Source organism: Actinoplanes palleronii, assembly GCF_016862315.1.
GTDB lineage: Bacteria > Actinomycetota > Actinomycetes > Mycobacteriales > Micromonosporaceae > Actinoplanes > Actinoplanes palleronii.
Map to the genome: position 1 here is coordinate 26,066 of NZ_BOMS01000015.1, position 22,479 is coordinate 48,544.

A 22,479-nucleotide genomic window follows, 5' to 3' on the forward strand; every position below is an offset into this window, starting at 1 on the left:
CGCGGGCGTCTCCCCGGGGCTGTCCTGCGCGGGCGTCGGCCCGGGGCTGTCCTGCGTGGCCCGCTGCCCCGGCCGGATTGAGGGCGGGATGCGCCACTGCGGGAAATTTGATTTTAGAAATTTCTTAGGGGACTCATAGACAGTCCGGCGGCTGGGTCTTTTAAGGTCGACCCCGGACGACAACGGTGCCGCAAGTGCGGCAAACAGGACGTCCGGATGTGTGCGAATCGGGGGAATCCGCCGCGGCACAGCGCGGGTTAATCTCGCCGCACGCATGAACCGATCGTGGTGGCGCCCCCGTACTCAGGGGCGACTCCGCGTGAGATCAGACGTGGACCAGGTACTTGGAGGGGCGACACATGACTGACGTGCAGACGAGGGCCGACGTCGAGACCGAGGTGGCGCAGACGGGCACCGCGTCGACCCGCCGTTGCGTCCTGCTGGGCGCCGGCGGTCTCGGCGCCGCCGCGGTCCTGGCCGCCTGCGGCACCGCCACGACCGGCACCAACCCGAACGGCTCCGACTTCGAGGCCGAGCCGGGCCCGGCCGGCAGCAAGGGCACCACGACCGGTGGCGGCACCACCGGTGGCGACAGTGGCGGCGGCGCGGCCGGCGCCTCGCTCGCGCTGGTCGCCGACGTGCCCTCGGGCGGCGGCATCATCCAGGGTGACTACGTCATCACCCAGCCCACCCAGGGCACCTTCAAGGCGTTCACCAAGATCTGCACCCACCAGGGCTGCGAGGTCAGCGAGGTGAAGGACGGCACGATCAACTGCCCGTGCCACGGCGCCAAGTTCTCGATCAAGGACGGCTCGGTGGCCGGTGGCCCGGCGCCCAAGCCGCTGGCCGAGACCAAGGTCAAGGTCGACGGCGAGAACATCGTCGCCGCGTGAGCAAGGTGTCCGAGGGGTTCTGAGCACAGGCCGGAGATCCGGCGCCGTGGCGGCGGCACCGGACCTCCGGTCGGGCAATCATGTCAGTCCCAGGCACTACTGTTGGGGTTGTGCCAGACCCGTCCACTTATCGTCCGGCGCCCGGTACCATTCCCGACGCTCCGGGCGTCTACCGTTTCCGCGATCCGGCCGGCCGGGTGATCTATGTCGGCAAGGCGAAGAGCCTGCGGAGCCGGCTCAATTCGTACTTCGCCGACCTGTGGTCGTTGCACGCGCGGACCCAGCAGATGGTCACCACCGCCGCCGGCGTCGACTGGGTGACGGTCGGCACCGAGGTCGAGGCGCTGCAGCTGGAGTTCTCCTGGATCAAGGAGTTCGACCCGCGCTTCAACGTGAAGTACCGCGACGACAAGTCGTACCCGTTCCTCGCCGTCACCCTGAACGAAGAATATCCGCGACTGCAGGTCATGCGGGGCGCCAAGCGAAAAGGCGTCCGCTATTTCGGGCCGTATTCGCACGCCTGGGCCATCCGCGAGACGCTCGACCTGCTGCTCCGGGTCTTCCCGGCCCGCACCTGCTCGACCGGCGTCTTCAAACGGTCCGCCCAGATCGGCCGGCCCTGCCTGCTCGGTTACATCGGCAAGTGCTCCGCCCCGTGCACCGGCCAGGTCAGCGCCGAACAGCACCGCGCGATCGTCGACGACTTCTGCGACTTCATGGCCGGCAAGACCGACGCGTTCGTGAAGCGGCTCGAGCGCGACATGCTGGACGCCTCCGAGGAGCTGGAGTTCGAGCGCGCGGCCCGGCTGCGTGACGACATCGCGGCGCTGCGCCGGGCCATGGAGAAACAGACCGTGGTGCTCGGCGACGGCACCGACGCCGACGTGGTCGCGTTCGCTGAAGACCCGCTCGAGGCCGCCGTGCAGGTCTTCAACGTCCGCGACGGCCGGATCCGCGGCCAGCGCGGCTGGGTGGTGGAGAAGGTGGAGAACCTCACCGCCGGCGACCTGGTCCACCACTTCTGCACCCAGACGTACGGCGAGTCCGAGGGTGAGGCCGACGTCCCGCGCGAGCTGCTGGTCCCGGAGCTGCCCGACGACGCCGAGGCGCTCGCCGACTGGCTCTCCGAGCGCCGGGGCAGCCGGGTCAGCCTGCGGGTGCCGCAGCGTGGCGACAAGCGCTCGCTGATGGAGACCGTGGCCCGCAACGCCGGCGAGTCGCTGCAGCGGCACAAGCTGCGCCGGGCCGGTGACCTGACCACCCGCAACAAGGCCCTCGAGGAGATCGCCGAGGCGCTCGGGCTGGACACCGCTCCGCTGCGCATCGAGTGTTATGACGTCTCGCACATCCAGGGCACCGACGTGGTGGCCTCGATGGTGGTCTTCGAGGACGGCCTGGCCCGCAAGGCGGAGTACCGGCGGTTCGCGGTCCGGGGCAACCCGGACGGCAGCGGGCTGGACGACCTCGCCGCGATGAGCGAGGTGATGCGGCGCCGCTTCGCGAGGTACAAGGCGCAGGCGGTCGCGGACGCGCCCGACCCGGCCGCCGAGCCGGACCCGGCCGCCGAGCCGTCCGGGGAGCTGCCCGGCATCGATCCGCTGACCGGCAAGCCGCGGCGCTTCGCGTACCCGCCTCAGCTGATCGTGGTGGACGGCGGCCAGCCGCAGGTGAACGCGGTCGCCACCGTGCTCGCCGAGATGGGTGTCACCGACGTCGCGCTGTGCGGGCTGGCCAAGCGCCTGGAGGAGGTGTGGCTGCCGGGCGACGACTTCCCGGTCATCCTGCCGCGCACCTCGGAGGCGCTCTACCTGCTGCAACGGGTGCGGGACGAGGCGCACCGGTTCGCCATCACGTTCCACCGGCAGCGCCGCTCGAAACGGATGACCGAGTCGGCGCTGGACGGCGTCGCCGGGCTGGGCGAGACCCGGCGCAAGGCGTTGCTGCGGCACTTCGGATCGGTGAAGCGCCTCGCCGCGGCCACCCCGGAGGAGATCATCGAGGTGCCGGGGATCGGCCGGCGGACCGCCGAGGCGGTGCTGGCCGCGCTGAATCCCGCGGCGGCGCCGAACTGAGGAGGAACAGCAGATGATCGGGCCGGGTTCCGGCGGCGGACAACCTGTCCGGCGGTCCGGGCGGTACTCATCGGACTACCATGTTGTGTCCGCCCGACGGGTGCGGGCGAAGCGACGCGGGAGGCGTGCGTGACGGAAGCGATGCCCGAGTTCGGACCCGGCGACGTGGTCGACCCGGACGAAGCCGGTACTGACCTGGTGGTGGTCACCGGGCTCTCCGGTGGCGGCCGCAGCACGGTGGCCCGGGCCCTGGAGAACGTCGGGTTCTATGTGGTCGACAATCTGCCGCAGGCGCTGATGCTGGAGATGGCCGAGCTGGCCTTCGCCGCCGGCGGCGCGGCCCGGCGCACCGCGATGGTGCTGGACGTGCGCAGCCGCGCGTTCTCCACCGACCTCGCGGGCGCGGTGCGGGCCCTCAAGGAGCGCGGTTTCTCGCCGCGGGTGGTGTTCGTGGACGCCGACGACGAGGTGCTGATCCGGCGCTTCGAGTCGGTGCGCCGCTCGCACCCGCTGCAGGGTGACGGCCGGCTGGCCGACGGGATCGCCGCCGAGCGCAAGCTGCTCGCCGAGGCCCGTGAGCACGCCGACGTGATCATCGACACCAGCCACCTGAACGTGAACCAGCTCCGGCGCCGGGTGGAGGAACTGTTCGGTGGCGAGGACGCCCGCAAACTGCGGATCACCGTCCTCTCGTTCGGTTTCAAGTACGGCCTGCCACCGGACGCCGACTACGTGCTCGACGCCCGGTTCCTGCCCAACCCGTTCTGGGTGCCGGAGCTGCGCGAGCACACCGGCCTCGAGGAGGGCGTGAGCAGCTACGTGCTCGGTCAGGAGGGCGCCACCGACTTCGTGGCGACGTACGCCGGCCTGATCGCGGCGACCGCGCCGGGCTTCGAGCGCGAGGGCAAGCGATACCTGACGGTCGCGATCGGGTGCACCGGTGGCAAACACCGGAGCGTGGCGATAACCGAGGAGTTGACTTCACGATTGAGCGGGATGCGTCTGTCGGCGCACGCCTCGCATCGTGACCTGGGGCGGGAGTGACCGCCGCGGCCGAGGGCCGGGTGGACCGGCCGGTCCGGGTGGTGGCGTTCGGCGGCGGGCACGGGCTGAGCGCCTCGCTCCGGGCGCTGCGGCACGCCGCGGCGGAGGTGCCGCTGGCCATCACCGCGATCGTCACGGTCGGCGACGACGGGGGTTCCAGCGGCCGCCTGCGGGTCGAGCGGGACGCCCTGCTGCCGCCGGGTGACCTGCGTCAGGCCCTGGCCGCGCTGGCCGATCAGCAGCCCACCGCGCAGCTCACCGCCCGGTTGATGCAGCACCGGTTCGCGGTGATGTCCGAGCCGGGCGACGGCGAGCCGCGAACCGGCCGCGGGCCCCGGCTCGAGCGGCGGGCCGACCGCAGCAAGGACACCTTGGCCGGGCACACCGTCGGCAACCTGCTGCTGCTCGGCCTGATGGAGATGCTCGGCGACCCGGTCGAGGCCCTCGATCACGCCGCCGAGATGGTCGGCGCGCAGGGCCGGGTGCTGCCGATGGCGCGGTACGCGGTCGGTATCGAGGCCGACGTGGTGGGCTCCGACCCTGCACGTCCGGGTGACACGGTCACCGTCCGGGGTCAGCATTCGGTGGCGGTCGCCGACGGCCGGGTGGAGTCGTTGCGGCTGGAACCGGCCGATCCGCCGGCCTGTCCGCAGGCCGTCGAGGCGGTGCTCGCCGCCGACTGGCTGATCTTCGGTCCGGGCAGTTGGTTCACCAGTGTGCTGCCGCACCTGCTGGTGCCCGGACTGGCCCGGGCGGTCGTCGCCAGCCCGGCCCGCAGGCTGGTAACCCTCAACCTGGGCACCGACAAGGAGACCCGCGGGCTGTCCGCCGCCGGGCACCTGGAGACCCTGCACCGATACCTGCCGGAGCTGCGGGTGGACACCGTGCTCGCCGACCTGAAATGGGCCGGCGAGCCGGAGCCGGTACGCGTCGCCGCCCGCCGGATGGGCGCCGACCTGGTATTGGCACCCGTCGCCGTTGCCGACGGCAGCCCACGGCATGATCCTGAGGCACTGGGTGTTGCACTGGTGCCAGTATTGGGCGCCGCTCGTTAATTACTGGCGTAGTGCGACACACAATGTCCAAGATCCGGCGCATGAGGTGACATTCACGATGGCGATGACCGCAGCGGTCAAAGACGAGCTGAGCCGGGTCGACGTGCCCAAGCCCTGTTGCCGGCGGGCGGAGATGGCATCCCTGCTCCGGTTCGCCGGTGGCTTGCACATCGTCTCCGGCCGGGTGGTCGTCGAGGCCGAGCTGGACACCGGCGCGGTGGCGCGCCGGCTGCGCCGGGAGATCGCCGACGTGTACGGCTATCCCAGCGAGGTCCACGTGCTGGCCTCCGGCGGGCTGCGCAAGGGCAGCCATTACATCGTCCGGATCGTCAAGGACGGTGAGGCGCTGGCCCGGCAGACCGGGCTGCTCGACGTGCGCGGCCGGCCGGTCCGTGGCCTGCCGCCGCACGTGGTGTCGGCGAACGTCTGTTGCGCGGTGGCCGCCTGGCGCGGCGCGTTCATGGCGCACGGCTCGCTCACCGAGCCGGGCCGCTCCAGCGCGCTGGAGATCACCTGTCCGGGACCGGAGGCGGCGCTCGCCCTGCGTGGCGCTGCCCGGCGGATAGGGATCACGGCGAAGGAGCGCGAGGTCCGCGGGGTGGACCGGGTTGTGATCAAGGACGGGGACGCGATCGCGGCGCTGCTCACCCGGATCGGCGCGCACTCCAGCGTGCTGGCCTGGGAGGAGCGCCGGGTCCGGCGTGAGGTGCGGGCCACGGCCAACCGCCTCGCGAACTTCGACGACGCGAACCTGCGGCGTTCGGCCCGGGCGGCGGTGGCCGCGGCGGCCCGGGTCACCCGGGCGCTGGAGATCCTCTCCGAGGAGGCGCCGAACCATCTGACCTCGGCCGGCCAACTGCGGCTGGAGCACCGGCAGGCGTCGCTGGAGGAGCTGGGCGCGCTGGCCGACCCGCCGCTGACCAAGGACGCCATCGCGGGACGGATCCGCCGGCTGCTGGCGCTGGCCGACAAGCGCGCCCGCGACCTGGGCATCCCCGACACGGAAGCCGCTGTGACCCCGGAGATGATGGCGTGTTGAGGGGGTGGGTGATTTCGGTCACCCGCCTTCACCTCGTACCCGAGAAGAAGCGGTCGTGAGGGGCCTCGGCCGGAACGTTTCCGGGACCTTTGGACCTTTATTACCGGGCGGTGTCCGCGGGAGGCTTCAGGAGGCGACGGCGACGTCGCGGTGATCCGATTTAGGTAACGTTCAGGTCGCGCCCCGCTGCTTCCCGGGCGGGCGGGCTCGGATAGGGTCACTGGTGACGGCGACGGTGCCGGCAGTTCGGCCGAACCCCCGCTGTAACGCCGCCACAGTGTGTTGGCGCGGCGTTTTCGCTCCTTCGGGCGCGGCGGCCGGACGCCCCTAGTACCGACCCTCACCCGGTCGGCACGAGACTCTCCGCCGGTCGCAGATTCCGGCGGACCGAAACGAGGAGACCACCTGTGACCATCCGGGTTGGCATCAACGGCTTCGGCCGTATCGGTCGTAACTTCTTCCGGGCGGTTCTCGCCTCCGGAGCCGACATCGAGATCGTCGGTGTGAACGACCTGACCGACAACGCCACTCTTGCCCACCTGCTGAAGTACGACAGCATCCTGGGCCGCCTGCCGCACGAGGTGAAGGCCACCGCCGACGAGATCACCGTCGCGGGCAAGACCTTCAAGGCGTTCGCCGAGCGTGACCCGAACAAGCTGCCCTGGGGCGACCTGGGTGTCGACGTCGTGATCGAGTCGACCGGCTTCTTCACCGACGCCAGCAAGGCCAAGGCGCACGTCGACCAGGGCGCCAAGAAGGTCATCATCTCGGCTCCGGCCAAGAACGAGGACATCACGATCGTGATGGGCGTGAACGACGGTCTGTACGACGGCGCGAAGCACACCATCATCTCGAACGCGTCCTGCACCACGAACTGCCTCGCCCCGATGGCGAAGGTCCTGAACGACACGATCGGGATCGACAAGGGTCTGATGACCACGATCCACGCGTACACCCAGGACCAGAACCTGCAGGACGGCCCGCACAGCGACCTGCGTCGCGCCCGCGCCGCCGCGCTGAACATCGTGCCGACCTCGACCGGCGCCGCCAAGGCCGTCAGCCTGGTGCTGCCGGAGCTCAAGGGCAAGCTGGACGGCTTCGCGCTGCGTGTGCCGATCCCGACCGGCTCGGCCACCGACCTGACCTTCACCGCTTCCCGTGACACCACGGTCGACGAGGTCAACGCCGCGATCAAGGCGGCCGCGGACGGCCCGCTCAAGGGCATCCTGGTCTACACCGAGGACCCGATCGTGTCCTCGGACATCGTGACCGACCCGGCGTCCTGCATCTTCGACGCCGGCCTCACCAAGGTCATCGGCAACCAGGTCAAGGTCGTCGGCTGGTACGACAACGAGTGGGGCTACTCGAACCGCCTCGTCGACCTGGTCAAGCTCGTCGGAGCCTGATCTTGAAGACTCTCGACGACCTGCTCGGCGAGGGTGTATCGGGTCGGCGCGTCTTCGTGCGCGCCGACCTGAACGTCCCGTTCGACAAGGCCAACCCCGGGGTCATCAGTGACGACGGCCGCGCCCGCGCGGTGCTGCCGACGCTGATCGCCCTGCGCGACGCCGGCGCCCGCGTGATCGTGGCGTCCCACCTGGGCCGTCCGAAGGGCGCGCCGGACCCTGCTTTCACCCTGGCGCCGGTGGCGACGCGGCTCGGTGAGCTGCTCGGTTCCGCGGTCGTTTTCGCGTCCGACACCGTGGGGGAGGACGCGCAGGCCAAGGTCGGCGCGCTCGCCGACGGTGAGGTCCTGCTCCTGGAGAACCTGCGGTTCAACAAGGGCGAGACGTCGAAGGACGATGCGGAACGCGGAGCTTTCGCCGACCAGCTCGCGAAATTCGCAGACTTCTACGTCGATGACGCTTTTGGCGCGGTGCACCGGAAGCACGCCTCGGTGTACGACGTGCCGGCCCGGCTGCCGCACTACGCGGGTGGCCTGGTCGTCAAAGAGGTCGAGGTGCTCCGCAAGGTCTCCGAGACCCCGGAGAATCCCTACGTCGTCGTCCTCGGCGGCTCGAAGGTCTCCGACAAGCTCGCCGTGATCCAGGCGCTGCTGCCGAAGGTGGACAAGCTCCTCGTCGGCGGCGGCATGTGCTTCACGTTCCTCAAGGCGCAGGGTCACGAGGTGGGCAAGTCCCTCCTCGAGGCCGAGATGATCTCCACCTGTGCCTCGCTCCTGGAGCAGGCTGACGGTCGGATCGTGCTCCCGGTGGACGTCGTGGCGGCAACCGCGTTCTCAGCTGACGCGGACCATGCCGTTTACGATATTTCCGAGATTCCCGCCGACCGGCTCGGCCTCGACATCGGCCCCAAGTCGACGGAGCTCTTCGCGTCGGCGATCGCCGGTGCCAAGACGGTCTTCTGGAACGGCCCGATGGGCGTCTTCGAGCTCGCCCCGTTCGCCGCGGGTACCCGTGGCGTCGCCGAGGCGATCACGAAGATCGACGGCTTCTCGGTCGTCGGCGGTGGCGACTCGGCCGCCGCGGTCCGCACGCTCGGCCTGGACGAGACCGCGTTCGGCCACATCTCCACCGGTGGGGGCGCGTCCCTGGAGTACCTCGAAGGCAAGACGCTGCCGGGCGTCGCCGCGTTGGAGAAGTGATGGGTGACGTGACCCGCAAGCCGATCATCGCCGGTAACTGGAAGATGAACCTCAACCACTACGAGGCGAATCTGCTGATCCAGAAGCTGGCGGCGAGCCTGACCGGTGAGCAGCTGGAGGCCGTCGAGACGGTCGTGCTGCCGCCGTTCACCGACCTGCGCACGGTGCAGACCGCGATCGAGGGCGACAAGCTCGCGATCGCGTACGGCGCCCAGGACATCTCCAAGCACGCGTCGGGTGCGTACACCGGGGAGATCGCCGGCTCGATGCTGGCGAAGCTCGGCTGCACCTACGTGGCGATCGGCCACTCCGAGCGCCGCGAGTACCACGACGAGACCGACGAGCTGGTCAACGCGAAGATCAAGGCGGCCTTCACGGCCGGCCTGACCCCGATCTTCTGCGTCGGCGAGGGTCTGTCGATCCGGGAGGCCTCCGGGCACGTGGCGCACTGCACGGCGCAGGTCGACGCGGGCCTCGACGGGCTCAAGGAAGACCAGATCAAGCAGATCGTCATCGCGTACGAGCCGGTCTGGGCGATCGGCACCGGCAAGACCGCGACGCCGGAGGACGCGCAGGAGGTCTGTGGCGCCATCCGGGCCCGGCTGGCCGAGAAGTACGGCAGCGACGTCGCCGAGGCGGTCCGCATCCAGTACGGTGGATCGGTCAAGGCGGCGAACATCGCTTCGATCATGGCCAAACCGGACGTGGACGGTGCCCTGGTCGGCGGTGCTGCCCTGGACGCCGAGGAGTTCGCCTCCATCGTGCGCTTCAAGGAGCACGTCGCTCGCTGAGAAGTGTGTAACGACCTGAGCTACGAATCGCGCGTGCCCGGCCGGATGAAACGGCCGGGCACCCGCTATTGTGGGACCGCTGCAGTGCCCTTCGAGAGGAATGAACCCGACCATGCCGATCGGATTCGCGTACACGCTGATCGTGTTGCTGATCATCACGAGCATCCTGCTGACCCTGCTGATCCTGCTGCACCGCGGTAAGGGTGGCGGCATGTCCAGCATGTTCGGTGGCGGCGTGTCCTCCAGCCTGGCCGGTTCCTCGGTGGCGGAGAAGAACCTCGACCGGTACACGGTTCTGGTCGGCATCATCTGGTTCGCCTGCGTCGTCGGTCTCGGCTTCTGGCTCAAGCTCGCGGTGGGTTCCTGACCCGCGACAACCGTCGTAGACTCTGCCGCGCGGCCGGTTCATCCGGCCGCGCGGTTTGTCTTTTTGATCAAAAAAGTGATCAGGGTAAGCCCGAGTTGATCAGGAGTGACGTCCGTGTCCAGTGGCAGCGCCATCCGCGGCAGCCGAGTCGGCTCCAGCCCGATGCGCCCCGACGAGCGCACCGAACCCGCACCGCGCCGGCAGGTCAGCTATTTCTGTGCGGCCGGTCACAACAGCCGGATCTGGTTCGCCGCTGAGGCGCCGGCTCCGGAGACCTGGGACTGCCCGCGCTGCGGCCAGCCCGCCGGCCTCGACCAGGAGCAGCCTCCGGGCCGGTCCCGCACCGAGCCGTTCAAGTCGCACCTGGCCTACGTCAAGGAGCGCCGCTCGGACGAGGACGCCGCGGCGATCCTGGCCGAGGCGCTGGCCAAGGTCCGGCAGCGCCGCGGCCGGGAGTAAGCCTCGTTACAGCGGGCTGGTGTCGCGGCCCAGGAAGAGCGCACCGGCATCCGGGACCGGCAGGTCCCGGAACCCCAGCCGCTGATAGAACGCGTGCGCGCCGTGGTTCTCCGGCGCCATGCCGAGGTGCACCCGGGGCACGCCGGCGGCGCGCAGTCCGGTCAGGAACGCGGCCATCAAGCCGCGTCCCTGCCCCTTGCCCTGCCATTCCGGCAGCAGGTCGATGTGCAGGTGTGCCGGGTGGTCGTGCAGCTCGGGCAGCAGCATCCGCTCCGGGTGCCGGTGCAACTCGAGCATCTCCTCGTCGCGCGGGTCGCCGTCGACCAGCCGGTCCGCGGTGGCCGGCAGCCACTCCGCGCGGTATCGCTCGACGAACGTGGCGGTGTCCGCCGTACCGATGATGTAGCCGACCGGGCGGCCGGTCCCGTCGTCCAGGACGTGCGCGTGCTCCGGCTCCAGGATCACGTAGGGCGCCGCCCAGATGTCCCCGAGCAGGCGGTCCGAGCTGTACTTCCCGCGTGCGTCGCCGCCCGCCTCGCCGGTCCGGACGCAGATGTCGTAGATGGCGTCGAGGTCGCTCGATCGGTAGGCGCGAATCGCAACAGGCACCTTCCGGAGTCTACGGATGGCAGCATGAGCGGCATGAACTGGACTCTCGAGGTGGTCATCGTTCCGGTCAGCGACATCGACCGGGCCAAACGGTTCTATGCCGAGCAACTCGGCTTCCATGTCGATCATGACACCGTGTTCGGCGACCAGGTGCGGATCGTGCAGCTGACCCCGCCGGGCAGCGGCTGCTCGATCGTGTTCGGCAAGGGCGCGGTGCCGGAGATGCCGCCCGGCTCGCTCAAGGGCCTGCAACTGGTGGTCCGGGACATCAAGGCGGCGCACGCCGAGCTGGTCTCCCGCGGCGTCCAGGTCAGCGACGTGACGACGCTGGGGGAGAACCCGTCGCCGACCCCGGATCCGCTGGACAACGTCGGATTCGTCTTCTTCAGCGACCCGGACGGCAACGCCTGGGCGGTTCAGCAGATCTCGTCCCGTACCTGACCTGACCTGCCCGGTCCGGGCGCGCTGCGCGCCCGGACCATGTCCCCGCTCGAGGTCAGCGGTTCGCCGCGGCAGCCTGATCCAGAAGCCAGAGCGTTTTGCGTACGCCCTGAGCACGAGCCGCCGGCAGATCCCCGCCGGCCAGCGCCGACGCGATCGGCCCGGCCTTGTCCGCACCCGCGGCGACCAGCCACACCTCGTCGGCGCCGCGGATCGTCGCCAGGGACAGCGTGACCCGGGTCGGCGGCGGCTTCGGGCTGTCGAAGGTGGCCACCGCGGCACCCTCCTCCTTGAGCACCGGGTGCCCCGGGAACAGCGACGCCACGTGCCCGTCCTCGCCGACCCCGAGCATCAGTACGTCGAAGCGGGCCACCCGGCCGTCACCGGCGGCGGTCAGCTCGGCCGCGTACCGGGCGGCGGCCGCTGTCGCGTCGTCACCGTCCGGGCCGTCCGAGGCGGGCATCGCGTGCACCCGGGCCGGGTCCAGCGGCAGCGCGTCCAGCAGCGCCTCCCGGGCCTGGGTCTCGTTGCGGTCCGGGTCACCGGAGGGCAGGAAACGCTCGTCGCCCCACCACAGGTCCACCCGGGACCAGTCGATCGCCGCGGCGGCCGGTAGCTCCCGGACCGTGCGCAGCACCTTGGCGGCCACCCGGCCGCCGGTCAGCACCACGCTGGCGGTGCCGTGCACCGCCTGCGCGTCGATGATCCGGATGACGAGCCGCGCGGCCACCGTCGACGCCAGGATGTCGGCGTCCGGAACCACCACGACCACGGTCTCACTCACTTGGGTTCTCCTTCGACGGAAGGGCCGTCCACCGATCGGCGGACGGCCCTTCTCATGTAGTTGTCGGACTAGCCGGCCATCGCGTCGGTCGGTGCGGCGGCCCGGGCTGCCAGGGTCGGGTCCTTCCAGACGTGCACCCGCATCGGCAGCCGGTGGTCGAGACCGGCGACGCCGGCCATGGCACCCAGCGCGTCCGCGTAGATCTGGTCGGCGTCGAGCCGGCGCAGCTCCTCGGCGAGCTCGTCGCCGACCGCCCGGCGGGGGAGCGGCATGTACCGATCCTCCTGACCGGACCGGCTGAACAGGGCGGTGCCCTCTTCCCGGGTGACCCGGACGTAGTCGCCGTTCTCGCACTGCAGCTCGACCGAGTGCAGCCGCGGGGAGCGGTCGGTGTGCTCCATCGTCGGCTCGATGTTGAGCCGGGCCTTGAGCCAGCCGAGCATCAGCCAGGCGGTCGGGTCCTTCGCCGGCGCCACGATCTTGGCGCCGATCACCCGGGCCTCGGTGGCGTCGAACGCGCCGGCCACCAGGCTCCGCCAGAGCGTGATCCGGGTCCAGGTGAGGTCGGTGTCACCGGGCGCGTAGTCGATCGCCCGCTGGCGCAGCGCGGCCACCGGGTCGGGCGCCTGCGCGCTGTCGGTGATCCGGCGGTCGGCCACCACACCCAGGAAGTCGTTGGCGATCATGTTCGGCGGCTCCTCGTGCCACCAGGAGACCACCGGGACGTCCGGGGCGAGCAGCGGCATGACCACCGACTCGGCGTGCAGCGCGAGCCGGCCGTACATCCGCATCACGACCGCCTCGGCCGGGCCCAGCCGGCCACCGACGACGATCTCCGCGTCCAGCCGGCTGCGTCCGTCCAGATCGGAGCGGACCACGATCAGCAGACGGCACGGGTGCGCGGAGGCGGCTATCGTGGCGGCCGCCTCGGCCTCCCGGACCTTCTTCTCCTCGACCACGGCGATCAGGGTCAGCGCGAGCCCGGAGGCCACGCCCCCGGCACTGCGGCGTTCCGCGGCGAGTGCCTTCACGACCTCGTTACCAGTGGTGTCCCACAGCCCGATCATGCTCGCCTCCAGGCGCGGCCCTCGTTCTCCAGCATTTCGTCCGAGGCTCGCGGGCCCCACTCACCGGCCCGGTACGGCTCCGGTGCGGTGCTCGCCCAGGCGGCCTCCAGCGGGTCGATGACCCGCCAGGACTGCTCGACCTCGGCCGCGTCCGGGAACAGCGTCCGGTCGCCGATCAGGACGTCCAGCACCAGGCGTTCGTACGCCTCCGGGCTGGACTCGGTGAAGGCCTCGCCGTACTGGAAGTCCATCGCGATGTCGCGGACCTCCATCGAGGTGCCCGGCACCTTGGAACCGAACTTGAGCACCACGCCCTCGTCCGGCTGCACCCGGATGACGAGCTGGTTGTTGCCCAGCATCTCCACATCGGCCGGATCGAACGGCAGGTGCGGCGCCTGCTTGAAGAGGATCGCGATCTCGGTGACCCGGCGCGGCATCCGCTTGCCCACCCGGACGTAGAACGGGACTCCCGCCCAGCGCCGGTTCTGGATGCCGAGGCGGACCGCGACGTACGTCTCGGTCGTCGAGTCGGCCGGGATGTTCTTCTCTTCGAGGTAACCCACGGCGCGTTCACCGGCCACCCAGCCGGGGAGGTACTGCCCGCGGACCGAGCCGGCCGCGATGTCCGCCGGCAGCGCGATCGCCTTGAGGACCTTGAGCTTCTCGGCCCGCACCTCCTGCGGGTCGAAGCTCGTCGGTTCCTCCATGCCGACCAGCGCGAGCAGCTGGAGCAGGTGGTTCTGCAGCACGTCGCGGGCGGCGCCGGACGCGTCGTAGAACGCCGCCCGGGTGCCGATGCCGACGTCCTCGGCCATGGTGATCTGCACCGAGTCGACGTACTTGGAGTTCCACACCGGCTCGAACAGGTTGTTCGCGAAGCGCAGCGCCAGAATGTTCTGGACCGTCTCCTTGCCCAGGTAGTGGTCGATCCGGTAGACGTCGTCCGGGTTGAACACGTCGTCGACGAGCTGGTTCAGCGAGATGGCGGTGGCCAGGTCGTTGCCGAACGGCTTCTCCACCACCACCCGGCGCCAGCCGCCGGACTTGGCGTTGTCCGCGAGACCGGTCCGGTTCAGCTGGTTGAGCACCAGCGGGAAGGCGGCCGGCGGGATGGAGAAGTAGAAGGCCGTGTTGCCCTGGATGCCGTTGCGCTCACGCAGCTGGTCCAGGGTCTCGGAGAGTTTGTCGAAGTCGGCGTCGTCGTCGAACGAGCCGGGTACGAACTGGAACTGGCTCGAGAGCCGTTGCCAGACGTCCTCACGCCACGGTGTCCGGGCGCCCTTCTTGGCGGCGGCGTAGGCGAGCGACTCGAAGTCGCCGTCGCCCCAGTCAGCCCGGGCGAAGCCCACCACCACGAAACCTGGTGGCAGCAGACCGCGGTTGGCCAGGTCGTAGACGGCCGGGATGAGCTTCTTTCGGGACAGGTCACCGGTGACCCCGAAGATCACCAGAGCGCAGGGCTCCGGAATCCGCGGGAGCCGTCGGTCCTGTGCGGTACGCAGCGGATTACCCACGTTGTCATCCTGCCAGTTTTTCGCGAATGGAGCGGCCTGTCGCGAAGTGTTCACGACAGGCCGCACAACCCTGTTACCTGTTGCTCGTTACTTGGCCGCGTCGCTCGGGTTCGCCGCGCCGGCACTGGCCGCCTTCAGCGACTTGTCCACGTCGACGAGGAGTTCCTTCCAGGCGGACTCGAACTTCTCGACGCCCTCCTCCTCGAGGACCTTGACGGCGTCGTCGAAGTCGATGCCGGCCGCCGCGAGGTCGGCGAAGACCTGCTTGGCGTGCCCGATGTTCGGGGTGATGGTGTCACCCTTGGTGGTGCCGTGGTCCTCGTACGCGAAGATCACCGACTCCGGCATGGTGTTGACCGTGCCGGCCGCGATCAGCTCCTCGACGTAGATCGTGTCGAGGAAGTCGGGGTTCTTCGTGGACGTGGAGGCCCACAGCGGCCGCTGCGGGTGCGCGCCGGCGCCGGACAGCGCCGTCCACCGCTCGGTGCCGAAGACCTCGGTGTACGCCTCGTAGGCCAGGCGGGCGTTGGCGATCGCCGCCTTGCCCTTGAGCGCCTTGGCCTCGTCGGTGCCGATCTTGTCGAGGCGCTTGTCCACCTCGCTGTCCACGCGGGAGACGAAGAACGACGCGACCGAACCGATCTTGGCGAGGTCGTGGCCGTTCGCCTTCGCCTGCTCCAGACCGGCCAGGAACGCGTCCATGACCGCCCGGTAGCGCTCGAGCGAGAAGATCAGGGTGACGTTGACGCTGATGCCGGCCGCGAGCACCTGGGTGATCGCGGGCAGGCCGGCGAGCGTCGCCGGGATCTTGATGTACAGGTTCGGCCGGTCGACGAGCCACCACAGCGTCTTCGCCTCGGCGACGGTCGGGTCGGTCTCGTGCGCCTTGCGCGGGTCCACCTCGATGGAGACCCGGCCGTCGACGCCGTTGGAGGCGTCGTACGCCGGGCGCAGCACGTCGCACGCCGCCCGTACGTCGGCGGCGGTCATCAGGCGGACGGCCTCCTCGACCGTCACGCCCTGCGAGGCCAGGTCACGCAGCTGCACGTCGTACGCGTCCGCGTCGGACAGCGCCTTCTGGAAGATGCTCGGGTTGGTGGTCACACCGACCATGTGCTGATCGCGGCGCATCTTGTCCAGCGAACCGCTGGTCAGGCGCACCCGGTTGAGGTCGTCGAGCCACACCGCGACACCCGCGGCGGAGAGCTCTGCCAGTCTGTCGGTCATTACCTTCAACTCCTGTCAGTTGCCGGTCTTGTGACCGGTGATCTCGCCGGCCCGGGCCAGCGAGGCGTTGGCCTTGGCAACGACGTTGTCAGGCGTGAAACCGAACTGCTCGAAGAGGATCTTCGCGGGGGCGCTGGCGCCGTAGTGCTCGATGCTGACCGCTTCGCCGGCGTCGCCGAGGATGCGGTCCCAGCTCATCCGGATGCCGGCCTCGACCGTGACCCGGGCCTTGACCCCGCTCGGCAGGACCTCCTGCTGGTACGCGGTGTCCTGCTGGAAGAACCACTCCTGGCAGGGCATCGAGACGACCCGCGTCGGGGTGCCCTCCGCCTCGAGGCGCTCCTGCGCGGTGAGCGCGATGGAGACCTCGGAACCGCTGGCGATCAGGATCACCTTCGGGTTGCTGTCGGACGCCTCGGACAGCACGTAGCCGCCCTTGAGGGTGCCCTCGGCCGACGCGTACTTGGTCCGGTCCAGGGTCGGCAGGTTCTGCCGGGACAGGGCGAGCGCGGTCGGGCGGTCGGTGTGCTCCAGCGCGCCACGCCAGGCCCACGCGGTCTCGTTGGCGTCGGCCGGGCGGACCACGTCGAGGCCGACGATCGCGCGCAGCGCGGTCACCGTCTCGATCGGCTGGTGCGTCGGGCCGTCCTCGCCGAGACCGATCGAGTCGTGCGTCCACACGAAGATGACCGGCAGCTTCATCAGCGCGGACAGCCGGACGGAGCCGCGCATGTAGTCGCTGAAGACCAGGAACGTGCCGCCGTACGGCCGGGTGCCGCCGTGCACCGCGATGCCGTTGAGGATCGAGCCCATGCCGTGCTCACGGATGCCGAAGTGCAGCGTGCGGCCGTACTCGTGACCCGGGAACTCCTTGGTGGCGTACTCCGCCGGGATGAAGGACGGCTCGCCCTTCATCGTGGTGTTGTTGCTCTCCGCCAGGTCGGCGGAGCCGCCCCAGAGCTCGGGGAGCACCGGCGCGAGCGCCTCCAGCACCTTGCCGGACGCGGCCCGGGTGGCCAGGCCCTTCTCGTCGGCCGGGAACTCGGGGAGCGCCTTGTGCCAGCCCTCCGGGAGCTTCTTGGCGGCCAGCCGGTCGAAGAGCTCCTTGCGCTCGGCGTTGCCGGCGGCCCAGGACTGGAAGCCCTTGTCCCACTCGGCGTGCGCCGCCTTGCCGCGCTCGACGGTCTGGTGTGCGTACTTGATGATGTCGTCGTCGATGGCGAACGGCTCGGGCGCGAACCCGAGGATCTCCTTCGTCGCGGCGATCTCGTCGGCGCCCAGCGCGGAACCGTGGATCTTGCCGGTGTTCTTCTTCTTCGGCGCGGGCCAGCCGATGATCGTCTTCAGCACGATGAACGACGGCTTGTCGGTCACCGCCTTGGCGGCCTGGATCGCGTCCCAGAGCGCGTCGACGTCCTCGACGTACGGGTCCGCGCCGCTCCAGTTCACCGTCTGCACGTGCCAGCCGTACGCCGCGTACCGCGCGCCGACGTCCTCGTTCTTGGCGATCCGGGTGTCGTCCTCGATGGAGATCTGGTTGTCGTCGTAGATCACCGTGAGGTTGCCGAGCTTCTGCACCGACGCGATGGCGCTCGACTCGTGGCTGACGCCCTCCTCGATGTCGCCGTCCGAGGCGATCGAGTAGATGTGGTGGTCGAACGGCGACTCACCGGGTGCGGCGTCCGGGTCGAACAGGCCGCGCTCGCGGCGGGCCGACATGGCCATGCCGATCGCGTTGCCGATGCCCTGACCCAGCGGGCCGGTGGTGATCTCGACGCCGGAGGTGTGGCCGTACTCCGGGTGACCCGGGGTCAGCGAGTCCCACTGGCGCAGCGACTTCAGGTCATCCAGCGACAGGCTGTAACCACTGAGGAAGAGCTGAATGTAGAGGGTGAGGCTGGAGTGACCGCAGGACAGTACGAACCGGTCGCGGCCCGCCCAGTGGGGGTCGGTCGGGTCGTGCCGCATCACGCGGTTGAACAGCAGGTAGGCGGCCGGGGCCAGGCTCATGGCCGTGCCGGGGTGGCCGTTGCCGGCCTTCTCGACGGCATCCATGGCCAGCACCCGAACCGCGTCGACCGCCTTGCGGTCGAGGTCGGACCAATTGAGAGCAGGAACTGTGGCACCCACGTCTGTTGTGCTCCTCGGGGCAGGGAATGTGGAACCCTTTTCGGCTTGACCCTATCCAGTAGGGCTAAACGTCTGCGCAGCGAACGCCGTAGGCACATACGCTGTGAGCGGACACACGGTTGAGGGGTGTGATGGTCTCCACCCGTGCTGGGTGCCCCGAGCAGCGGAGATGGTGGCGCGTAGGCTGTCCGGGCGGCTTGGCCGGGTCGATGGGACACCCGGCACGCGGCTGCGAGTTGGTCCAAATGCCGGAAGGTGGCTGTCCGTGAGCATGATCACCGAGCGTTCCGTCCAGCGACGGTCGCCCGGCGTGGCGGAGCCTGCGCCACGCGAGTCACGACGTGACCGGATGGCGGTGGTCCGCGGCTATGTGGCACTGACCAAACCGGCCATCGTCGAGTTGCTGCTGGTGACCACGGTGCCCACGATGTTGCTCGCGGCCGGAGGTTGGCCGGACCTGGTCACCTTCTTCGCGGTGCTGGTCGGCGGGGCACTGGCGGGTGGCGCGGCGAGCGCGCTGAACTGTTACATCGACCGCGACATCGACGTGCTGATGAAGCGGACCAAGCGGCGTCCGTTGCCGACCCACCAGATCACCCCTCGCGCGGTGCTGATCTTCGGGCTCACCCTCGCGGTGGTGTCGGTGGTGCTGATGGCGGTGCTGACCAACTGGCTGGCGACCGCGCTCACCGCGTTCTCGATCTTCTACTACGACGTGGTCTACACGCTCTGGCTGAAGCGGCGCACCCCGGCGAACACGTTCTGGGGCGGTGTCTGCGGCGCCGCGCCGGTGGTCATCGGCTGGGCCGCGGTGACCGGATCGATCGCGCCGATGGGCTGGGCGCTGTTCGCAGTCGTCTTCTTCTGGCAGATGCCGCATTTCTACGCATTGGCCATCAAGTACAAGGACGACTACGCGCGGGCCGGCATCCCGATGCTCCCGGTGGTGCGCTCCGTCGCCCGGGTGAACTTCGAGATCCTGCTCTACACCGTGCTCACCGTGGTGTCCTCGGCGGTCGTGGCGTGGCCGCTCGGCGCCGAGTTCGGGCTGGGCTGGATCTACGCCGTCTCCGCGGTCGTCACCGGCGCGCTGTTCCTGGGCGAGTCGATCCGGTTGGTCTACCAGACCCGCAACGGCGGGATGGTGAAGCCGATGCGGCTGTTCCAGCTCTCCATCACGTACCTGACGCTGCTGTTCCTGGCGGTCGCGGTGGACGCTCTCATCTGAGATCGCCCTCGGTGATCTGGTTACGGGTGAGTCGCACACAATGCCCGGATTGTGATCAGTGTCAACTACTGTCCGTCACTCATTAGGCTGATTCTGGTCACCGGGCAAATCGGGCGTAATTGGTGCATAACTATCCCTCGCGCGGGGAAACCTGCTGGTAACAGCGGTCACAAAAGGCTTCCGGAGTACCCCACGATCCCTCGCGGACTGCTTAGGCTGCGAGTCATGGCAGAAGGTTCCGTAATGACGCTGACCTCAGAGATCAAGTCTTTCGCCGCCGGTCACGGCGGCGCGAAGGCGGTCATCGAGTACGTCGGTAAGCGCGGCGCCCGCATCGTCCTGGTCGGTGAGGACGGCGAGTGGTCCGACCAGTTCGCCCAGGACACCGGTGTCGCCCGGCAGGCGTGTGAGCACGCCGGCGTCCAGGTGGAGAACGAGTGGGAGCGCGAGCTCCTCGAGCAGATGCGTCCCAGCAACGACCTGTGGCGGTCGATGGCGCGCCGGAGCATGGCGCGCTGATGCCCGCCGACGCCCGGGTCGCCCTGGTCACCTGCGACCTTTTCCCCGACCTGTGGGACGACGACCACCCGCTGCGCGACGCTCTCGTCGCGCGCGGGGTGGCCGTCGACGCGGTGAGCTGGGACGACACGGGCGCCGACTGGTCCCGCTACGACCTCACCGTGATCCGTTCGCCGTGGGACTACGTCGCCCGCCACGACCAGTTCGTGGCCTGGGCGCGCAGCGTGCCACGGCTGGCCAACCCGGCCGACATCATCGCCTGGAACACCGACAAGCGGTACCTCAGCGAACTCGCCGCGGCCGGCGTCCCGATCATCCCGACCACGTTCGTCGGCCCCGGCGAGTCCTGGTCCGCGCCGGCGGACGGCGAGTGGGTGGTCAAGCCCACGGTCTCGGCCGGCAGCCAGGACACCGCCCGCTACGCCCTGCCCGGCCAGCGCGCGGAGGCCGAGGCGCACGTCAGCCGGCTCACCGCCGCCGGCCGGACCGCCATGGTCCAGCCGTACCTGGCCGCCGTCGCCACCGCCGGCGAGACCGCCCTGCTGTGCCTGCCCGACGCGACCGGCGAGCTGACCTTCAGCCACGCGATCCGCAAGGGACCGATGCTGCTGCGCACCGGCGAGCACGAGATCAACCCGGGCAGCGAGGACATCACCCCACGCACCCCGTCCGCCGCCGAGCTGGAGATCGCCCGCCAGGCCCTGGCCGCGATCCCCGGCGGCTCCAAGCGCCTGCTCTACGCCCGGGTCGACGTCATCCCCGGCCCCGACGCCCGCCCCATGATGATCGAGCTGGAGCTCACCGAGCCGTCCCTCTTCCTCCGCGAAGCCCCCACCGCCGCCACCCGCCTGGCCGACGGCATCCTGGCCCGCCTCTAACCCCACCTGCTTGCTGCGGACCGCGCCTCTTGGCGCGGTCCGTTTCTTTTTCTTGTACGGGCACGGCCGCCCCCAACCGCAGCAGCCCGTCTCGTGGCGGCGCCCCGCGACATCCGTCCACCCCGGACCGCCCAGCGCCTCCCGGATGTACCGGTGGTCCCGCTCACCCCACCAACCCAAGCACCTGCCCCGCCCACCACCCGGCTGGCCCCAACGGCCCTTATAAGCGCCGGATTCGGGCCGTGGCGTCCAGCCGTGCGTGCCTGGCTGGCCCTGGCGGCCTTTATGGGTGCCGGATTCGGGCCGTGGCGTCCAGCCGCGTGGGCCCGGCTGGCCCTGGCGGCCCTTATGAGGGTCGGAAAAGGGCCGTGAGGGCCAGCTGGGCCGTGACGCGCGTTGCGGCGCGGTCCGGAGCGGGAACGTCGCGGGCTCCACGGCGTACCCCGTGCAGGTGGAACGGGATCAGCGGTCTGGACCGGATCGTCTGCCCGGAGTGGGCACCCACCTCTGGGGACGGCAGTGCCCGAACGCGACCGGTGACCGGCGTATCGGGCCGTGACCACCAGGTCCCTCGCCTGGGAAGCAACCCCCAGCGAGCCCGCAGCCGACCCCTCCCGCCCTGACCCGGTCCATCGTGGCCGCGAGTGAGGCAGGCCGCGAGTGAGGCAGGCCGCGAGTGAGGCAGGCCGCGAGTGAGGCAGGGCGTGAGTGGGGCAGGGCGCGGCGGCGACGCCGGGCCGGCGCGGTCAAGCGGCCGGAACGGGATCCTTCGACGGTGCCGGGGCCGGCGTCTGGCCGGCGGGCGTGGAGTCCGCCACCACCGGGCGTTCGCGCAAGGACCACAGGGCGCCGAGCGTCGCCCACCACACCAGGCCGGCGCCGAGCATGTGGGCGGCGACCAGGATCACCGGGAGGTGGGTGAAGTACTGGACGAAGCCGATCAGGCCCTGCGACAGCTCCACGATGACCAGCACCCCGGCGGCGCGGACGGCGGCCGCGGGGGCCGGGACCGCGCGGAGGGCGAACCACAGCGCCACCGACAGGCCGATCAGCAGGAAGACCAGGTCGGCGTGGACCTGGGAGATGGCGGCCGGGTCGAGGCCGTTGCGCTTGGCGCCGCGGTCGCCGGAGTGCGGGCCGCTGCCGGTCACCACCACGCCGACCGCGACGACCGCGAGGCTGGCCAGCGTGGTGAGCGCGCCGAGGGCACGGAGCGGAGCGGGCACCAGGAGGACCGGGGCGGCGTCACCCTCGTCGATCCGGCGCCAGAACGCGTAGGCCACCGTGATCAGCGCGATCGAGAGCAGGAAGTGCAGCCCGACGACCCACGGGTTGAGGTGGGTCAGCACGGTGATGCCGCCGATCACGCCCTGCATCGGGATGCCGAGGCCGACCGCGATCGACAGCCGGACCAGCGACCGGCGGCGGGGCCGGCCCATCGCGCCGAGGAAGCAGGCGATCGCGAGAGCCACGAGCACGAACGTGAGCATCCGGTTGCCGAACTCGATCACGCCGTGCACGCCCATCGCGGACGTCGTCGTATATGACCCGTCGGTGCACTTGGGCCACGTCGGGCAACCCAGACCGGAGTCGGTGAGCCGGACCGCGGCACCGGTGACGATCAGCGCGACGTTGGCGACCAGGGACGCGAGGGCCAGTGGACGCAGCACGGCGGTGAACGGGCGGAACAGCGGCTCGAAGGACTTCACGCGGACGATCGTACGCTCGAATTTGATCTTGAAAATCGCGTCCCCCGG

Annotated in this window: 21 protein-coding genes; 14 read left to right on the plus strand and 7 right to left on the minus strand. The window is 70.0% G+C overall.

Features of this window, described 5'->3' with window-relative positions; translation table 11 throughout:
* Positions 1 to 359 precede the first annotated feature (359 nt).
* From Apa02nite_RS05945 to Apa02nite_RS05990, 10 genes are all read left to right on the plus strand, one after another.
* On the plus strand, positions 360 to 893 hold the full coding sequence (locus Apa02nite_RS05945) for a Rieske (2Fe-2S) protein (RefSeq protein WP_083972428.1): 534 nt from the start codon (positions 360 to 362) through the stop codon (positions 891 to 893).
* A gap of 110 nt (positions 894 to 1,003) precedes the next feature.
* Positions 1,004 to 2,965, plus strand: coding sequence for an excinuclease ABC subunit UvrC (uvrC, locus tag Apa02nite_RS05950; RefSeq protein ID WP_203824171.1), 1,962 nt, complete (start codon positions 1,004 to 1,006; stop codon positions 2,963 to 2,965).
* A 141-nt stretch (positions 2,966 to 3,106) separates the two neighbouring features.
* On the plus strand, positions 3,107 to 4,009 hold the full coding sequence (rapZ, locus tag Apa02nite_RS05955) for an RNase adapter RapZ (protein WP_067704218.1): 903 nt from the start codon (positions 3,107 to 3,109) through the stop codon (positions 4,007 to 4,009).
* Positions 4,006 to 5,064 carry a gluconeogenesis factor YvcK family protein gene (locus Apa02nite_RS05960; RefSeq protein WP_239164148.1) on the plus strand — a complete coding sequence of 353 codons (1,059 nt, stop codon included), beginning with the start codon at positions 4,006 to 4,008 and terminating at the stop codon, positions 5,062 to 5,064. Before rapZ ends, Apa02nite_RS05960 begins: the two co-directional genes overlap by 4 nt.
* A 58-nt stretch (positions 5,065 to 5,122) precedes the next feature.
* Positions 5,123 to 6,103: a DNA-binding protein WhiA gene (whiA, locus tag Apa02nite_RS05965; protein ID WP_067704212.1), complete on the plus strand. Its 981-nt coding sequence runs from the start codon at positions 5,123 to 5,125 to the stop codon at positions 6,101 to 6,103.
* A gap of 407 nt (positions 6,104 to 6,510) precedes the next feature.
* Positions 6,511 to 7,509: a type I glyceraldehyde-3-phosphate dehydrogenase gene (gene gap / locus Apa02nite_RS05970; protein WP_203824172.1), complete on the plus strand. Its 999-nt coding sequence runs from the start codon at positions 6,511 to 6,513 to the stop codon at positions 7,507 to 7,509.
* On the plus strand, positions 7,506 to 8,708 hold the full coding sequence (locus tag Apa02nite_RS05975) for a phosphoglycerate kinase (RefSeq protein ID WP_203824204.1): 1,203 nt from the start codon (positions 7,506 to 7,508) through the stop codon (positions 8,706 to 8,708). The genes gap and Apa02nite_RS05975 overlap by 4 nt, the downstream gene beginning before the upstream one ends.
* Complete coding sequence (tpiA, locus tag Apa02nite_RS05980; RefSeq protein WP_067704206.1) at positions 8,708 to 9,499, plus strand: triose-phosphate isomerase; 792 nt, start codon at positions 8,708 to 8,710, stop codon at positions 9,497 to 9,499. The genes Apa02nite_RS05975 and tpiA overlap by 1 nt, the downstream gene beginning before the upstream one ends.
* A gap of 112 nt (positions 9,500 to 9,611) precedes the next feature.
* A complete protein-coding gene (gene secG / locus Apa02nite_RS05985) occupies positions 9,612 to 9,866 on the plus strand; it encodes a preprotein translocase subunit SecG (protein WP_067704203.1) in 255 nt (84 codons plus the stop codon).
* A 114-nt stretch (positions 9,867 to 9,980) separates the two neighbouring features.
* A complete protein-coding gene (locus tag Apa02nite_RS05990; RefSeq protein ID WP_067704872.1) occupies positions 9,981 to 10,325 on the plus strand; it encodes an RNA polymerase-binding protein RbpA in 345 nt (114 codons plus the stop codon).
* A 6-nt stretch (positions 10,326 to 10,331) separates the two neighbouring features.
* On the opposite strand, the gene Apa02nite_RS05995 is transcribed toward Apa02nite_RS05990, so the two are convergent.
* Positions 10,332 to 10,934, minus strand: a complete 603-nt coding sequence (locus Apa02nite_RS05995; protein ID WP_203824173.1) for a GNAT family N-acetyltransferase — start codon at positions 10,932 to 10,934, stop codon at positions 10,332 to 10,334.
* Between the two features lie 33 nt (positions 10,935 to 10,967).
* Here Apa02nite_RS05995 and Apa02nite_RS06000 point away from each other — a divergent pair, with 33 nt between their 5' ends.
* A complete protein-coding gene (locus Apa02nite_RS06000; protein WP_203824174.1) occupies positions 10,968 to 11,375 on the plus strand; it encodes a VOC family protein in 408 nt (135 codons plus the stop codon).
* Positions 11,376 to 11,430: 55 nt separating this feature from the next.
* Here Apa02nite_RS06000 and pgl read toward each other — a convergent pair whose 3' ends face one another.
* From pgl to tkt, 5 genes are all read right to left on the minus strand, one after another.
* The gene (gene pgl, locus Apa02nite_RS06005) at positions 11,431 to 12,159 is read right to left on the minus strand and encodes a 6-phosphogluconolactonase (protein WP_203824175.1); all 729 of its coding nucleotides are present in this window, start codon (positions 12,157 to 12,159) and stop codon (positions 11,431 to 11,433) included.
* Between the two features lie 68 nt (positions 12,160 to 12,227).
* Positions 12,228 to 13,226: a glucose-6-phosphate dehydrogenase assembly protein OpcA gene (locus Apa02nite_RS06010; protein ID WP_203824176.1), complete on the minus strand. Its 999-nt coding sequence runs from the start codon at positions 13,224 to 13,226 to the stop codon at positions 12,228 to 12,230.
* Positions 13,223 to 14,740: a glucose-6-phosphate dehydrogenase gene (zwf, locus tag Apa02nite_RS06015; RefSeq protein ID WP_203824177.1), complete on the minus strand. Its 1,518-nt coding sequence runs from the start codon at positions 14,738 to 14,740 to the stop codon at positions 13,223 to 13,225. The genes Apa02nite_RS06010 and zwf overlap by 4 nt, the downstream gene beginning before the upstream one ends.
* 87 nt (positions 14,741 to 14,827) lie before the next feature.
* Positions 14,828 to 15,967 carry a transaldolase gene (tal, locus tag Apa02nite_RS06020; protein WP_203824178.1) on the minus strand — a complete coding sequence of 380 codons (1,140 nt, stop codon included), beginning with the start codon at positions 15,965 to 15,967 and terminating at the stop codon, positions 14,828 to 14,830.
* A 15-nt stretch (positions 15,968 to 15,982) separates the two neighbouring features.
* A complete protein-coding gene (gene tkt / locus Apa02nite_RS06025) occupies positions 15,983 to 18,097 on the minus strand; it encodes a transketolase (RefSeq protein ID WP_203824179.1) in 2,115 nt (704 codons plus the stop codon).
* Positions 18,098 to 18,368: 271 nt separating this feature from the next.
* Between tkt and Apa02nite_RS06030 the strand changes: the two genes are divergently transcribed.
* From Apa02nite_RS06030 to Apa02nite_RS06040, 3 genes are all read left to right on the plus strand, one after another.
* Positions 18,369 to 19,325, plus strand: coding sequence for a heme o synthase (locus Apa02nite_RS06030; RefSeq protein WP_198171264.1), 957 nt, complete (start codon positions 18,369 to 18,371; stop codon positions 19,323 to 19,325).
* Positions 19,326 to 19,550: 225 nt separating this feature from the next.
* Entirely contained in the window at positions 19,551 to 19,844 is a 294-nt protein-coding gene (locus Apa02nite_RS06035) for a hypothetical protein (RefSeq protein WP_067704179.1), read from the plus strand.
* Complete coding sequence (locus Apa02nite_RS06040; protein WP_203824205.1) at positions 19,844 to 20,722, plus strand: ATP-grasp domain-containing protein; 879 nt, start codon at positions 19,844 to 19,846, stop codon at positions 20,720 to 20,722. The genes Apa02nite_RS06035 and Apa02nite_RS06040 overlap by 1 nt, the downstream gene beginning before the upstream one ends.
* Before the next feature lie 746 nt (positions 20,723 to 21,468).
* On the opposite strand, the gene Apa02nite_RS06045 is transcribed toward Apa02nite_RS06040, so the two are convergent.
* On the minus strand, positions 21,469 to 22,431 hold the full coding sequence (locus tag Apa02nite_RS06045; protein WP_239164149.1) for a COX15/CtaA family protein: 963 nt from the start codon (positions 22,429 to 22,431) through the stop codon (positions 21,469 to 21,471).
* Positions 22,432 to 22,479 lie beyond the last annotated feature (48 nt).